Origin of the sequence: Hydrogenophaga sp. A37 (assembly GCF_002001205.1) — a bacterium.
Taxonomy (GTDB): domain Bacteria; phylum Pseudomonadota; class Gammaproteobacteria; order Burkholderiales; family Burkholderiaceae_C; genus Hydrogenophaga.
Map to the genome: position 1 here is coordinate 1 of NZ_MUNZ01000157.1, position 14,632 is coordinate 14,632.

Here is a 14,632-nt window from a genome sequence, read left to right on the forward strand (position 1 = left end):
CTGCAGGCTCCAGCCCACTACCTGACGGCTGAACAGGTCGATGACCGCAGCCAGGTACAGCCAACCCTCGTCGGTGGCGATATAGGTGATGTCTCCACTCCACAGCTGCTTGGGTGCCTCGGGGGTAAAGCGCCGCTGCACCAGGTCTGGTGCCACCGGCAGACTGTGGCGGCTGTCGGTGGTGACCACAAACTTGCGCTTGGTTCTGGCACGGATACCGTGCTGCTGCATCAACTTGCGCACCCTATCCTTGCCCACCCGGATGCCCCTGGCCAGCAGTTCCTTGTGCATCCGAGGCCAGCCGTATTCCCCCTTGACCTCGGCGTGGATGGCGCGGATGTGTGCCAGCAGAGCTTCATCGCTGTGGCGCCCGCCGGGCCTGCCAGCGATGTCCTGCGGACGGCGCAGCCAGTTGAAGTAACCGCTGGCGCTGACCTCCAGCACGCTCTCCCCCGGCGCCGCTCAATACCCCTGGCTGCCTGGCGAACCCAGTTACCCAGGCTGGCCTTGGGGATGCCCAAGACCTTGGCCACCACCGCAATGGCCTGACCGGCGCTCACTTGACGGACCGCCTCCAACTTGAACTCCTGCGTGTACTGCGCACGCACCTGCTTTGCTGCTGTCATTCCTTGACTCCTTGTCGGTATTTTCAACAAGGCCAACAACTCCACTTTTCAGGGGCAAGGTCACTTGATGGCCACACGGGTGACGGTACTGCCGTTGTACACCTCGATCTTGCGCAACAACTCAGGCAGCTCCTTGCCGTCCAACCTCGCGTAGTTTTCCTTCTTGTGCGAGGCCAGCACATCGCTCGGGCGAATCTCCACAGCCGGGTTACGCTTGGCCACACCATGTGCGATGGCGTAGCGAAAGATCTGCGAGGAAGTTTGGAGGGAGCGTTTGGCGATGTCGAGCGCGCCGCGTTTTTCGATGGCCTTCATCATGGCGACTAGGGCGTGTTAACACTAATGGCGATTACATCCACTGCGGCGGATACTCCGGGGCATGGAGATCACACCCGAGCAATTCGCCACGATTGAACACTGTCTGCCCAAGCAGCGTGGCAACGTCAGCCTGAGCAACCTGCAAGTGGTCAATGCGATCCTCTATGTGGCTGAACATGGCTGCAAGTGGCGCGGACTGCCCAAGCGGTTTGGCAACTGGCACACCATCTACACGCGCATGAACCGCTGGACCAAGGCCGGTGTACTTGACCGCATGTTCGAGGAGTTGCAACGCGCGCAGGTCGTGCGCATCAAGATCGAAGCGGTATCGCTGGACTCCACGAGCATCAAGGTCCATCCCGATGGCACAGGGGCGCTAAAAAAAACGGTCCGCAGTCCATCGGAAAGTCCAGAGGTGGATGGAACACCAAGATTCATATGGTTGCCGCGGATGCTCGAACGGCCGTGACGTTCTGCCTCTCGCCTGGGCAGGCGCACGACGCACCCGAAGGCCGGCGTCTGCTCAGCAGTCTTGGGCCGACCAGCAGACCGGTGCATTTGTTGATGGACCGTGCCTACGAAGGCAACGAGACACGGCAGTTGGCACTGGATCTGGGTTTCATCCCGGTGGTGCCGCCAACGAAGACGCGGATCGAACCTTGGGAGTACGACCGCGAGATGTACAAGCGCCGCAATGAGGTCGAACGTCTGTTCCGTCGGCTCAAAGGCTATCGCCGGATCTTCTCGCGCTTCGAGAAACTGGTTCTCAAGCGTATGTGTTCGAGCTTCTGCAGCAGCTGCTACTGCTACGGCCCGCGCTGTCTTTTCGGCGGCCTTGATGGCGATGTGGCCGCCCTTGTCTCTGTGCTCGTGGTGGCGCTGGGCCAGTGTTTCAGCGGCCCGAATAGCGGCTTGAATGGAATTGGAGTTGGAGTTCGACCCCCGCACGTCCCACCAAATCAAAAAGCCCCGATCGAAAGACCGGGGCTTTTTTCATGGTTCTTCGTGTTCTGGCATGGTCTATCGGATGGCCACGACCCAGCAAGCCGATTAGGGTTTACTTTTTCTTCACGAAGCCATAGATCACCAGCAGGATCACGGCACCCACCACCGATGCAACAAAACCAGCGATCTGGCCCGGTGCGTACAGACCCAGTGCGGCTCCGCCGTAGCTGGCGAGAAACGACCCCGCCACGCCGAGCAAAGCGGTCATGATCCAGCCCATGCCATCGTCGCCGGGTTTGATGGCGCGAGCGACGAAGCCCGCGATCAGGCCAATGAACAGGGTTCCCAGAATGGACATCATGTAGAAATCTACCTTTCGAAGTGGATGGTTGAACAACAGCCGGGGACTTTATCGCGAAGTTCAAAGTCCTGCCGCGTGCCTGCGACCGCAAGCGCAGCGTGAATGACACCTGTCACTTGCTGTCGTGGTTCACGCAACGCTATTGGCCGATTCGATCGCATCGGTCAGCTCCAGCCAACGCGCCTCCAGCGCTTCGATGTCGTCGTTCACCGCTTTGAGCTTGCGCCCGGCATCGGCCATGGCCGCAGGCGCGGTCTGCTGGCTCAGCACCGTTTCCAGCGCTGATTTTTCATTGGCGAGCGTCGCCATGCGTTTTTCGTTTTGCTCCAACTCTTTCTTCAGAGGGCGCAGCTGTTCGGTCAATTGCTGCCGGCGTTGTGCATCCTGTTTGCGTTGTTCCGGGCTGCGATTGGCCACCGGCGCCGGTGAGGGCGCTGCCACGACTGCAACCGGTACCGTAGGGGGGGCGTTGCGCTGGTCCTTCTGTTCCTGTCGCTGGGCTTCGCGGGCCTGCTTGGCCACGTCCAACAGGTAGCGCTGATAGTCGTCCAGATCGCCATCGAACGGACCGATGCCACCGCGCGACACCAGCCAGAATTCGTCGCACACGGCGCGCAGCAGGGCGCGGTCGTGGCTGACCAGCATGACGGTGCCTTCGAATTCGTTGAGCGCCATCGACAAGGCTTCGCGCGTGGCGAGGTCCAGGTGGTTGGTGGGCTCATCGAGCAGCAGCAGGTTGGGGCGCTGCCAGACGATCATGCACAACACCAGGCGCGCCTTTTCACCACCGCTCATGCTGCCCACGGCCTGCTTCACCTGGTCGCCGGTGAAGTTGAAGCTGCCGAGGAAGCTGCGCAGGTCTTGTTCGCGGGTGGCCTGGCCCGAGAGGCGGCCTTGCGCGGTGCATTCGCGTACCAGGCGGATCATGTGCTCCAGCGGCGTGTCGGCCGGACGCAGCACATCGAGCTCCTGCTGGGCAAAGTAACCGATGTTCAGGCCCTTGCCTTCGATCACCTCGCCACTGATGGCCTTGAGATCGCGCGCGATGGTCTTGACCACCGTGGACTTGCCTTGGCCATTGGCTCCCAGGATGCCGATGCGCTGACCGGCCAGCACCGAGCGGCTGACGTTGCGAACGATCACGGTGGGCTCGCCGCCGTCTTCCGGGGAGGGGTAGCCAAAGCTGACGTCCTGCATGGCCAGCATGGGGTTGGGCAGGTTTTGGGGTTCGCTGAACTCAAAGGTGAAGTCGGCATCGGCGAGCACCGGGCCGATTTTCTCCATGCGTTCCAGTGCCTTGACGCGGCTCTGCGCCTGCTTGGCCTTGCTGGCCTTGGCCTTGAAGCGGTCGATGAACTTCTGCAGGTGCGCGACTTTCTCCTGCTGCTTGGAATACGCCGTGGCCTGCAGCGCCATTTGCTCGGCGCGCATGTCCTCGAACTTGCTGTAGTTGCCGCCGTAGCGGGTGAGCTGGGCGCGTTCGATGTGGATGGTGACGTTGGTCACAGCGTCCAGGAATTCCCGGTCGTGGCTGATCACGAGCATGGTGCCGTTGTAGCGTTGCAGCCAGGCCTCCAGCCAGACCAGCGCGTCCAGGTCCAAGTGGTTGGTGGGTTCGTCGAGCAGCAGCAGATCACTGGGACACATCAGCGCGCGCGCAAGCTGCAGGCGCATGCGCCAGCCGCCCGAGAAGCTGTTGACTGGGCGGTCCAGCTCGTCCATGCGGAAGCCGAGACCGAGGATCAGGGCTTGCGCGCGGGCCGGGGCGTCGTGCGCACCGGCGTCGTGGAGCGCCATGTAGGCGTGGGCCATGCGCTCGCCGTCATCGCTCTCTTCCGATGCGGTCACTTCCTGCTGGGCAGCGAGCAGGGTCACGTCGCCTTCGATCACGAACTGCGTGGCAGGCATGTCGGTCTCGGGCATGTCCTGCGCCACCTGTGCCATGCGCCACTGTGCGGGCACATAGAAGTCGCCCTTGTCTTCGTGCAGGGTCTTGTTGAGCAGACCGAACAGGCTCGACTTGCCGGCACCGTTGCGGCCGACCAGGCCGACCTTTTCACCGGGGTTGATGGTGGCGGAAGCGCCATCGAGCAAGACCTTCGTGCCGCGACGAAGGACCAGGTTTTTCAATGTGATCATGGAAGGGGCGTTGGCGGGGAAGCCAGTGCCGAAAGGGAATCGGAGGTGAGAAGAAGAACCTGATCGTCGCCGGCGCTGGTGGACAGCCACACGACTTCGAGTTGCGGAAACGCGGCTTCGAAGTGTTCGCGTTCGTTGCCGATTTCAAGCACCAGCACGCCGTTTGCGCCCAGGCGGGAGGGGAGTTCATGAAGCAGTTGGCGGATGAAGTCCATGCCATCGGCTCCGCCGGCCAGCGCCAGTTGAGGTTCGGCGCGGTACTCGGCGGGCAGGGCGTCCATGCTCTGTGAGTTGACGTAGGGCGGGTTGCACAGCACCAGATCGTAGGGGCCGGTGCAGGCCATGAGCCCGTCGGACTCGACGAGGGAGATGCGGTCTTGCAGCCCGTGCTGATCCACGTTGATGCGGGCCACAGCCAGGGCGTCGGTGGAAATGTCGGCACCGGTCACTTGCACATCGGGGTAGGCCAGGGCCGCGAGCACGGCCAGGCTGCCGTTGCCGGTGCACAGGTCGAGCACTTCTCGGGTGTCTTCGGGCAACCAGGCGTCAAAACTCCCGTCGGCGATCAGTTCGGCGATGAAGCTTCGCGGCACGATGGCGCGCTCGTCCACGTAGAACGGCACGCCCTGCAGCCAGGCTTCGCGTGTGAGGTAGGCCGCGGGTTGGCGGGTCTGGATGCGGCGGGTGATCAGGTCGGCCACGGCCAGGGCTTGTTCGTCGCTGACCGGTGCCTCTGCCATCTCGTCCAGCTCACCGTCGAGTGGCAAATCGAGTTGCCAGAGCACCAGCCAGGCAGCTTCGTCCCAGGCGTTGCTGGTGCCGTGGCCATAGGCCAAGTGCGCGGCTTCGAGGCGCGCCGCCGCCCCGGCCATAAGTTCTTGCAGGGTCATGGTGTTCAGCGGCTGGCGACCTGCTGGGACAGGTTGTCCAGCACGCGGCGGTAGATGTTCTTCAGCGGCTCGATGTCGGCCAAGGCCACGTGTTCGTCGATCTGGTGGATGGTGGCGTTGGGCGGGCCGAGTTCGATCACTTGCGGGCAGACCTGGGCAATGAAGCGGCCGTCGCTGGTGCCGCCGGTGGTGGAGAGCTGGGTCTCAATGCCCGTTTCGCTCAGGATGGCGGCGCGCACCACATCCACCAGCGTACCCGGCGTGGTGAGGAAGGGCCGCCCGCCAATGGTCCATGCCAGCTCGTGGTCGGCGCCCGCCTGCAGACCGTGGCGCTGCAGAATGTCCAACACGCGCTGCTGCAGGCCTTCAGGAGTGGACTCGGTCGAGAAGCGGAAGTTGAAATCGATCACCACGCTGCCGGGAATCACGTTGCTCGCGCCCGTGCCGCCATGGATGTTGCTCACCTGCCAACTGGTGGGTGGAAAGTAGGCGTTGCCCTGGTCCCAGACGGTGGTGGCCAATTCGGCCAGTGCGGGTGCGGCCAGGTGGATCGGGTTCTTTGCCAGGTGCGGGTAGGCAATGTGGCCCTGAATGCCTTTGACCGTGAGCTTGCCGCTCATGGTGCCGCGACGGCCGTTCTTGATCATGTCGCCGGTGCGCTCGACCGAAGTGGGTTCGCCGACGATGCACCAGTCCAGCCGCTCACCACGCTGTTGCAACTGCTCGCAGACGATCACCGTGCCATCGTTGGCTGGGCCTTCTTCGTCGCTGGTCAGCAGGAAGGCGATATCGATGCCGGGGTTCGGGTTCGACGCGATGAATTCTTCGCAGGCCACCACCATGGCCGCCAGCGAAGCTTTCATGTCGCTGGCGCCCCGGCCGAAAAGCTTGCCGTCACGGTGCGAAGGCACAAACGGGTCGCTCGCCCAGGCGTCCAGCGGGCCGGTGGGCACCACATCGGTGTGCCCCGCCCAAACCAGCGTGGGTTGCTGACCGGCGCCACGGCGTGCCCAGAGGTTGCTGACCCGAAAGTCGGCGGGGCCACTGTCGATGCGCTCACAGGCAAACCCGATGACCGCAAGGCGACCGGCGATCACGTCCAGGCAACCTTCGTCGGCGGGCGTGACCGAGGGGCGGGCAATCAGTTCTTCGGTCAGGCGCAGCGTGGCGGTCATCAGAATTTGACGTCGAGCGTGAACTCGGTGAAGGTGGCGGCGTCGCTTTGATCGTCTTCGCTGGGCATGGCGCTCTGGTTCGACTTGGACGCGTTGAAGTCGTTTTGCAAACGCCACATGAGGTTGTTGGGTGAATCGGAGTGCGCCAGACCTTCGTTGCGGGACACCAGGCCATCGCTCACCAGTCGGGCCAGGTCTTGCTCAAAGCTTTGCGAGCCCACGGCGAGGGACTTTTCCATGGCTTCGCGCACCCCAGAAAAATCGGCCTTCTGGATGAGGTCGGTGACCAGGGCGGTGTTGAGCAAGACCTCCATGGCCGGCACACGGCCGCCGGTGTGCGTGCGCAGCAGCCGTTGCGAAACGATGGCGCGCAGCGCAGCGGCCAGGTCACCCAACATGGTCGAGCGCACTTCCACCGGGTAGAAATTGAGAATCCGGTTGAGCGCCTGGTAGCTGTTGCTGGCGTGCAGCGTGGCCATGCACAGGTGGCCTGACTGCGCATAGGCAATCGCGGCCGACATGGTTTCGCGGTCGCGGATTTCACCGATCAGGATCACGTCCGGTGCCTGGCGCAGCGCGTTTTTCAGGCCCACCTGCAGCGACGCGGTGTCGTTGCCGATCTCGCGCTGGTTCACCACCGAGCGCTTATTGCGGTAGACAAACTCGATGGGGTCTTCAATCGTGAGAATGTGACCGGTGGCGTGTTCGTTGCGGTGATCGATCATGGCGGCCAGCGTGGTCGATTTGCCGGCCCCGGTGGCGCCCACCATCAGCACCAGGCCACGCTTCTCCATCACGATGTCGCTCAGGATGGGCGGCACGTTGAGTGAGTCCAGCGGCGGCACATCGGCCGGCACAAAGCGCACCACCAGCGCGTAGTTGCCGCGCTGGCGCATGGCACTGACGCGGAAGTTGCCCACGCCTTCGAGTGGCACGGCCATGTTGAGCTCACCACTTTCCACCAGCTCTTCGATGCGCACGGGCGGCACGATTTCGGACAGCAGGTTGCGCGGCGCGTCCGGTGGCAGCACCTGGCTGTTGATCGGGATGGTCTGGCCGTTGATCTTGATCATCGCCGGCGCATGCGCCGACAGGTACACGTCCGAGGCCTTCTTCTCGGCCATCAGGCGCAGGATGCGCTCCATCGTTCCACTGCTCATACCATGTCTTTCAACGTTGTGTGAATGCCGCCGATGCGCCCAGAAGTTAATCAGTCGCGCAACAGATCGTTCAGGCTGGTCTTGGAACGTGTTTGCGCATCGACCTTTTTCATGATGATGGCGGCGTAGGTGCTGTATTTACCGCCTGGCTTGGGCAGGCTTCCGCTGATCACCACCGAGCCGGCGGGCACGCGGCCGTAGCTCACGGTGTCGGTTTCGCGGTCGTAGATCGGGGTGCTCTGACCGATGTAGACGCCCATAGAAATGACCGAGTTTTCTTCGATCACCACGCCTTCGACCACTTCGGAACGCGCGCCGATGAAGCAGTTGTCTTCGATGATGGTCGGGCCAGCCTGCAGCGGCTCCAGCACGCCACCGATGCCGACACCGCCGGAGAGGTGCACGTTCTTGCCGATCTGGGCGCAGGAACCGACGGTGGCCCAGGTGTCGACCATGGTGCCTTCATCGACATAGGCGCCGATGTTCACGTAGCTGGGCATCAGGATCGCGCCCTTGGCGATGAAGCTGCCACGGCGCGCCACGGCTGGCGGTACGACGCGCACGCCGGTGGCCTTCATTTCGGCTTCGCTCAGGTGAGCGAATTTGGTCTGCACCTTGTCGAAAAAGGCTAGGTCGCCGGCCTTCATGACGACGTTGTCCTTCAATCGGAAAGACAGCAGCACGGCCTTCTTGATCCACTGGTGCACCGTCCACTGGCCCACCGCCTCGCGCGTGGCCACGCGCAGTTGGCCGCTGTTGAGCTGGCTGATGACGTGCTCAACGGCGTCCAGCACCTCTTTGGGGGCGGAGGCGGGGGAGAGTTCGGCGCGGTTGTCCCAGGCGGTTTCGATCAGGGCTTGCAGTTGTTGGGTCATGTTGTGAAGTGAAGTTGCAGGGAGTGCGTTGAGCGGGGCCGCCCAGACGGGCAGCTCAGCGGTTGTTTTGACAGAACTGAACGATGCGATCCGCAGCTTCCAGACATTCGGCGGGCTCGGCCACCAGGGCCATGCGCACCCGGCCTTGGCCCGGGTTCACGCCTCGGGCCTCGCGCGCCAGGTAGCTGCCGGGCAGAACCGTGACATTGTATTGAGCCAGCAGCTCGCGCGCGAAGGCTTCGTCAGCGCCCAGGCCGGGCACGAGGCCTTCAAACGCGGCCGGAACACCCGCCCAGAGATAGAACGCGGCGTCGGGCAAGGCCACATCCAGCACCGCGGCGAGCCGGGGCGTGACGGCCGCGAACTTCTCGCGGTACTGGCGGCGGTTGTCGATCACGTGGTCTTCGTCGCTCCAGGCGGCCACGCTCGCGGCCTGCACTGCCGGGCTCATGGCGCCACCGTGGTAGGTACGGTAGAGCAGAAAGGCCTTGATCAACGCCGCGTCGCCAGCCACGAAGCCGCTGCGCAGCCCAGGCACGTTGCTGCGTTTTGACAGGCTGGTGAACATCATCAGGTTCTTGAAGTCGCTGCGACCCAGCTTGACCGCCGCTTCCAGCCCGCCCAGAGGCGGTTCGTCGCGGAAGTAGATCTCGCTGTAGCACTCGTCGGAGGCGATCACGAAACCGAAGCGGTCGCTCAGCTCGAACAGCTTTTGCCACTCATCCAACGGCATCACCGCGCCGGTCGGGTTGCCGGGCGAGCAGACAAAGATGAGTTGTGTGCGTGCCCAGACCTCGTCGGGCACGCTGTCCCAGTCCACCGCAAAGTTGCGCGAGGGCACGCTCGGCACGTAGTACGGCTGAGCGCCGCCGAGCAGCGCGGCACCTTCGTAGATTTGATAGAACGGATTGGGAAAGGCCAGCGTGGCACCAGGCTTCGTCGGGTCCAGCACCGTCTGGGCAAAGGCGAAAAGCGCCTCGCGGGAGCCGTTGACCGGCAGCACCTGGGTGGCCGGGTTCAACGCCACGCCGTAGCGCCGCTGCATCCAGTCGGCGCAGGCCTGGCGCAGCGACGGCTCGCCAGCGGTGGCGGGGTAGCCGGTCAGGCCGGTGTCGAGCGCTGCGGCCAGCGCGTCTTTCAGCATCTGCGGTGTGGCGTGTTTGGGTTCGCCGATGCCCAGGCTGATCGGACCGTGGGAGGGAGAGGGCGTGACGCCCGCAAACAGCTGGCGCAGCCGCTCGAACGGGTAGGGCTGCAGAAGGGACAACTTGGGATTCATGGCGCCGATTATCCCAAGGCCGCTTCATGCCCCACTGGAGCGGGTTCGGGTCAGAACGGACACGGTATCATGCGCATGGCGATCCGGACCCGATCGGGGGCGGATTCTCATTACAAATCAAGCAGTTAGCTTCCACAGACCGAATTCCCGTGCGCCTCAATTCGATCAAGCTCTCGGGCTTCAAGTCTTTCGCCGAGCCGACCAACTTCCTGCTGCCGGGCCAGTTGGTGGGCGTGGTGGGTCCCAACGGTTGCGGCAAGTCCAACATCATGGATGCGGTGCGCTGGGTGCTGGGCGAATCCAAAGCGTCTGAGCTGCGTGGCGAATCCATGCAGGACGTGATCTTCAACGGCACCAACAACCGCAAGCCGGCCAGCCGCTCCAGTGTGGAGCTGGTGTTTGACAACGCCGACCACCGCGCGGGAGGCCAGTGGGGCCAGTTCCTGGAGATTGCGGTCAAGCGCGTGCTCACGCGCGACGGCACCAGCAGCTACTACATCAACAACCAACCGGTGCGCCGCCGCGACGTGCAAGACGTGTTTCTCGGCACCGGCCTGGGCCCACGCGCCTACGCCATCATCGGCCAGGGCACCATCAGCCGCATCATCGAGAGCAAGCCCGAAGAGCTGCGCCTGTTCCTCGAGGAGGCCGCTGGCGTCTCCAAATACAAAGAACGCCGCCGCGAAACGGCCCACCGCCTGGCCGACACGCGCGAGAACCTGACGCGCGTCGAAGACATCCTGCGCGAACTCAACGCCAACTTGGACAAGTTGGAAAAGCAGGCCGAGGTCGCCGCGCGCTACAACACCTTGCAGACCGGGGCAACGCTGAAACAGCACCAGCTCTGGTTCTTGAAGCGCAGCGAGGCCGAGGCCGATCAGATCAAGGTCAAGACCGACGCCGCACAAGCCATCAACGACCTCGAATCCCGCACCGCCGACCTGCGGCGGGTCGAGTCCGAGCTGGAAACCATCCGCCAGGCGCACTACGCGGCGGGCGACCAGGTGAACCAGGCGCAGGGCAAGCTGTACGAGGCCAGCGCCGAGGTGGGCAAGCTCGAAGCCGAGATCCGCTTCGTGATCGAAGGCCGCACCCGCGTCGAACAACGCCTGTTGCAGCTGAAAGAGCAGATCGCCTCATGGTCCACGCGCAGCGAGGACGCCGGCGTGGAGCTGGAGCAGTTGGCCGAAGCCATGGTGGACGCTGAAGAAAAGTCGGTCGTGCTGGCCGCGCAGGGCGAAGAGCAGGCCAACGCGCTGCCGTCCCTCGAAGACAGCCTGCGCCAGGCGCAGAACGCCGCCAATGAACAGCGCGGCAGCGTGACCCAAGTGCAGCAACAGATCCAGGTGTTGGCGGCCGAACAACGCAACATCGAAGAACAAAGCCGGCAGCTGACCCAGCGCCGCGAGCGCCTGGCGACCGACCGCAATGCGCTGGCTGCGCCCGACGAAGCGCGCCTGCTGCAATCAGAAAGCAGCTTGCAGCTGGCCCAGCAGGCCGCCGAAGTGGCCGACGCCGTGCTCCATGAGCTGCAGGACAGCGTGCCCGAGCTGGACGAGCAACGCCGCGCCGCGCAAACCGCCGTGAACCAGGAGTCGGGCAAACAGGCCGACCTGTCGGCCCGCATGGAGGCTTTGAAAGCGCTGCAGGAGAAGGTCAAGACCGACGGCAAGCTCAAGCCCTGGCTCACCAAACACGGCCTGGACGGCTTGCAGGGCCTGTGGAGCCGCATCCATGTGGAAAACGGCTGGGAAAACGCGCTGGAGGGCGCCTTGCGCGAGCGCCTCGGAGCACTCGAAGTGTCGCGACTGGAGATGGTGCGGGCGTTTGGCAACGACGCACCGCCCGCCAAGTTGGCGTTTTACAGCCCGCCCGCAGCCCCGACGAGCGCGCCGGTGCGCGACGGGCTCAAGCCACTGGCCGATTGGCTGCGCCTGAACGACGCAGGCCAGAAAGCATTGCTCACCGACTGGCTGAGCGGCTGCTGGAGCGCGGCCAACCTCGACGAAGCCCTGGCCCAGCGCGCCCAGCTGCAACCCGGTGAGGCCATCTACGTGCCTGCGGGCCACGTGGTCACCGCCCACAGCGTCAGCTTCTACGCTCCCGACAGCGAACAGGCCGGCCTGCTGGCCCGGGCGCAGGAAATTGAAAACCTCGACAAAAGCGCCAACGCCCAGATCCTGATCGCCGAGCAGGCGAGGGCGGCCCTGATCCGCGCCGAAGCCGCCTACACCGACGCCTCGCAGCGGCTGGTGAGCGCCCGACGCGAAGGCGCCGAAACCCGCAGCCGCGCGCATGAATTGCAGGTGGAGACGCTTCGCCTGACGCAGCTGGCCGAACAAACCCGCGCCCGCAGCGAGCAGATTGCCGCCGACCTGGCCGAAGTCGACGCCCAGTTGGACGATCTGCAGGAACGCCGCGTCACCGCCGAAGCCCGCTTCGAAGAGCTGGACATGCAGCTCGCCGACAGCCAGGAGCGCCACGCCCAGCTCGACGACAAGGTGATCGCCGCCGAACGCGCGCTCAACGCCGCGCGCGAGCAGCAGCGCGGTCTGGAGCGCCAGGCGCAAGAAGCTACCTTCAACCTGCGCAGCCTGCAGGCACGCCAGGGCGAGCTGCAGCGCTCGCTGGAAACCGCCGCCTCGCAGGAAAAATCGCTGGCCGACGAAGAACAGCGCGCCGCCGACGAACTGGCGCGCCTGAGTGCTGCCGCTGCCGAGGCCGGGTTGCAGAACGTGCTGGCCATCAAGCTCGAACGCGAGCAGACCCTGAGCGCCTATCGCAGCGAGTACGACGGCCTCACCGCCCAGCTCCGCGCCAGCGACGAACACCGCCTGAAGCTGGAGCGCGAGCTCGATCCGCTGCGCCAGCGCATCACGGAGTTCCAGCTCAAGGAACAGGCCGCGCGACTGGGTGTGGAACAGTACAGCCAGCAACTCGAAGAGGCGCAGGCCGATCTGGCTGCCGTGGCGCAGAGCATCACCGAAGGCAATGTGCGTCTGGTGGGGCTGCAAGGCGAGATCGACCGCTTCCACCGCGAGATCCAGTCGCTGGGCGCCGTGAACCTCGCGGCGCTCGACGAACTCACTGCGTCGCGCGAGCGCAAGACCTTCCTCGACGCGCAGACGGCCGATCTGGTCGAAGCCATGACCACGCTGGAAGATGCGATCAAGAAGATCGACGCCGAGACGCGCGACCTGCTGGGCAGCACCTTCAACACCGTCAACGAGCACTTTGGCCGCATGTTTCCCGAGCTGTTCGGCGGCGGCAACGCCCGACTGGTGATGACCGGCGAAGAAATCCTCGATGCGGGCGTGCAGGTGCTGGCGCAGCCGCCCGGCAAGAAAAACCAAACCATCCACCTGCTGTCGGGCGGCGAAAAAGCGCTCACTGCCATCGCGCTGGTGTTCGCCATCTTCCAGCTCAACCCGGCACCGTTCTGTCTGCTCGACGAGGTGGACGCGCCGCTGGACGACGCCAACACCGAACGCTATGCGCGCCTGGTGACCAGCATGAGCAAGCAAGGCACCCAGTTTCTCTTCATCAGCCACAACAAGATCGCCATGGAAATGGCCGAACAATTGATCGGCGTGACCATGCAGGAGCAGGGCGTTTCGCGTATCGTCGCGGTGGACATGGAGTCCGCCGCCGGCATGCTCGAATCCGCCTGACCCACCGACCCACCCCCTCGCAAGCCACCACCCCATGAGCACCTTGCAGATCAGTCTGGCCATTGTTGGAGGTCTCATCCTCGCGGGCGTGGTTGCCTACAACGCCTGGGTCACCAGCCGCAATGCGCCACGCACAGCGCGTGAACAGCCAAGCGCTGACGCACCCGCGGCGATGGCGAACAGAGAGGATGATCGATCCCTGAACGATGTCCCCGATGCAGGAGAGCCAGGGGAGGCCGAGCGCATCGAGCCAGTGTTTGTTGACGCGCCCGTGTCCGCCGTGTCGGTGCGCGAAGAAGCCCGTCCCATCCCCACCGTGGCCGTGACGCTCAACCATGTGGTGACTTCACCGGAAAAAAAGCCCGGGCTGGATGCGCTGATCGACGTGATCGCGCCGCTGCAGCTTGAAGGCGAGGTGTCGGGCGAGGCCTTGCTGGCCGCACTGCCGGGCACGCGCCGCGTGGGGAGCAAACCTTTTGCGGTCGAGGCGTCGGTCGATGACGGCGGCGAGTGGGAGAGTCCGCGCCCCGGGCAGCGCTACCGGGCCCTGCAGGTCGGCGTGCAGTTGGCCAATCGCGCTGGTGCGCTCAACGACATCGAGTTTTCCGAGTTCGTGGTCAAGGCGCAAGCCTTTGCCGACGCGGTGGGCGCCATGCCCGACTTCCCCGACATGCGTGGCGAGGTGGCCCGCGCCCGCGAACTCGACGCGTTTGCCAGTGGCCACGACGCCCAGCTCGGTTTCACCCTGCGTGCACGCCGCGTCGCCTGGAGCCCGGGTTATGTGTCGCAGAACGCCGCCCGTTTCGGGTTCGTGGCTGGTGTGCTGCCAGGACGCATGGTGCTGCCGGGCAGCGTGGCCGGTCAGGCGCCGATCCTGAGCCTGGCCTTCGATCCCCAGGCCGCCATGGCCGAAGACCCCGAGCAGAGTGCCCTGCGCGAAGTGGCGCTCTCGCTGGAAGTCACCCACGTGCCGCGCAGCGAGCAGCCCTTCGTGCGCATGCGCCAGGCCGCCGCCGCGCTGGCCGAAGCGATGGACGGCGTGATCACCGACGACGCCGGCCAGATGCTCTCGACCGACACCATGGACGCCATCGGGTCCGACCTTGAAAGCCTGTACGACGCGTTGGACAGCCACGATCTGTCGGCGGGTTCGCCGCAGGCTCGAAGGCTTTTTAGTTAACCCCCCGCCACGC

10 protein-coding genes and 2 pseudogenes are annotated in these 14,632 nt (G+C 64.4%); 3 read left to right on the top strand and 9 right to left on the bottom strand.

Annotation, left to right across the window (positions count from 1 at the left end):
* Nucleotides 1–626: pseudogene (locus B0E41_RS21645) on the bottom strand (IS3 family transposase); the annotation flags it as partial.
* 60 nt (nucleotides 627–686) lie between these two features.
* Entirely contained in the window at nucleotides 687–941 is a 255-nt protein-coding gene (locus B0E41_RS21650) for a hypothetical protein (protein WP_253195071.1), read from the bottom strand.
* 64 nt (nucleotides 942–1,005) lie between these two features.
* Here B0E41_RS21650 and B0E41_RS26810 point away from each other — a divergent pair.
* Nucleotides 1,006–1,706: pseudogene (locus B0E41_RS26810) on the top strand (IS5 family transposase); the annotation flags it as partial.
* A 295-nt stretch (nucleotides 1,707–2,001) separates the two neighbouring features.
* Here B0E41_RS26810 and B0E41_RS21665 read toward each other — a convergent pair.
* From B0E41_RS21665 to dapC, 7 genes are all read right to left on the bottom strand, one after another.
* Nucleotides 2,002–2,250 carry a GlsB/YeaQ/YmgE family stress response membrane protein gene (locus B0E41_RS21665; protein ID WP_216350799.1) on the bottom strand — a complete coding sequence of 83 codons (249 nt, stop codon included), beginning with the start codon at nucleotides 2,248–2,250 and terminating at the stop codon, nucleotides 2,002–2,004.
* 129 nt (nucleotides 2,251–2,379) lie between these two features.
* Nucleotides 2,380–4,389, bottom strand: coding sequence for an ATP-binding cassette domain-containing protein (locus B0E41_RS21670; RefSeq protein WP_077334358.1), 2,010 nt, complete (start codon nucleotides 4,387–4,389; stop codon nucleotides 2,380–2,382).
* Nucleotides 4,386–5,279: a 50S ribosomal protein L3 N(5)-glutamine methyltransferase gene (gene prmB / locus B0E41_RS21675; RefSeq protein WP_077334360.1), complete on the bottom strand. Its 894-nt coding sequence runs from the start codon at nucleotides 5,277–5,279 to the stop codon at nucleotides 4,386–4,388. Before prmB ends, B0E41_RS21670 begins: the two co-directional genes overlap by 4 nt.
* 5 nt (nucleotides 5,280–5,284) lie before the next feature.
* Nucleotides 5,285–6,454, bottom strand: a complete 1,170-nt coding sequence (dapE, locus tag B0E41_RS21680; RefSeq protein ID WP_077334362.1) for a succinyl-diaminopimelate desuccinylase — start codon at nucleotides 6,452–6,454, stop codon at nucleotides 5,285–5,287.
* Nucleotides 6,454–7,614 (bottom strand): PilT/PilU family type 4a pilus ATPase, encoded by a 1,161-nt coding sequence (locus tag B0E41_RS21685; protein WP_077334364.1) that lies wholly within the window; start codon nucleotides 7,612–7,614, stop codon nucleotides 6,454–6,456. Before B0E41_RS21685 ends, dapE begins: the two co-directional genes overlap by 1 nt.
* 50 nt (nucleotides 7,615–7,664) lie before the next feature.
* Complete coding sequence (dapD, locus tag B0E41_RS21690) at nucleotides 7,665–8,489, bottom strand: 2,3,4,5-tetrahydropyridine-2,6-dicarboxylate N-succinyltransferase (protein ID WP_077334366.1); 825 nt, start codon at nucleotides 8,487–8,489, stop codon at nucleotides 7,665–7,667.
* A gap of 55 nt (nucleotides 8,490–8,544) precedes the next feature.
* Nucleotides 8,545–9,768 carry a succinyldiaminopimelate transaminase gene (gene dapC, locus B0E41_RS21695; RefSeq protein ID WP_077334368.1) on the bottom strand — a complete coding sequence of 408 codons (1,224 nt, stop codon included), beginning with the start codon at nucleotides 9,766–9,768 and terminating at the stop codon, nucleotides 8,545–8,547.
* 149 nt (nucleotides 9,769–9,917) lie between these two features.
* Here dapC and smc point away from each other — a divergent pair, with 149 nt between their 5' ends.
* Together smc and B0E41_RS21705 are read left to right on the top strand one after the other, a co-directional pair.
* Nucleotides 9,918–13,439 carry a chromosome segregation protein SMC gene (smc, locus tag B0E41_RS21700; protein ID WP_077334370.1) on the top strand — a complete coding sequence of 1,174 codons (3,522 nt, stop codon included), beginning with the start codon at nucleotides 9,918–9,920 and terminating at the stop codon, nucleotides 13,437–13,439.
* A gap of 34 nt (nucleotides 13,440–13,473) precedes the next feature.
* Nucleotides 13,474–14,619 (top strand): cell division protein ZipA C-terminal FtsZ-binding domain-containing protein, encoded by a 1,146-nt coding sequence (locus B0E41_RS21705; RefSeq protein ID WP_077334372.1) that lies wholly within the window; start codon nucleotides 13,474–13,476, stop codon nucleotides 14,617–14,619.
* The last annotated feature ends 13 nt before the right edge of the window (nucleotides 14,620–14,632 follow it).

Excerpts from the sequence above, each read along its gene's own strand:
- B0E41_RS21650 (WP_253195071.1), bottom strand. The coding sequence starts at position 941 with ATGAAGGCCATCGAAAAACGCGGCGCGCTCGACATCGCCAAACGCTCC.
- B0E41_RS21665 (WP_216350799.1), bottom strand. The coding sequence starts at position 2,250 with ATGATGTCCATTCTGGGAACCCTGTTCATTGGCCTGATCGCGGGCTTC.
- B0E41_RS21670 (WP_077334358.1), bottom strand. The coding sequence starts at position 4,389 with ATGATCACATTGAAAAACCTGGTCCTTCGTCGCGGCACGAAGGTCTTG.
- prmB (WP_077334360.1), bottom strand. The coding sequence starts at position 5,279 with ATGACCCTGCAAGAACTTATGGCCGGGGCGGCGGCGCGCCTCGAAGCC.
- dapE (WP_077334362.1), bottom strand. The coding sequence starts at position 6,454 with ATGACCGCCACGCTGCGCCTGACCGAAGAACTGATTGCCCGCCCCTCG.
- B0E41_RS21685 (WP_077334364.1), bottom strand. The coding sequence starts at position 7,614 with ATGAGCAGTGGAACGATGGAGCGCATCCTGCGCCTGATGGCCGAGAAG.
- dapD (WP_077334366.1), bottom strand. The coding sequence starts at position 8,489 with ATGACCCAACAACTGCAAGCCCTGATCGAAACCGCCTGGGACAACCGC.
- dapC (WP_077334368.1), bottom strand. The coding sequence starts at position 9,768 with ATGAATCCCAAGTTGTCCCTTCTGCAGCCCTACCCGTTCGAGCGGCTG.
- B0E41_RS21705 (WP_077334372.1), top strand. The coding sequence starts at position 13,474 with ATGAGCACCTTGCAGATCAGTCTGGCCATTGTTGGAGGTCTCATCCTC.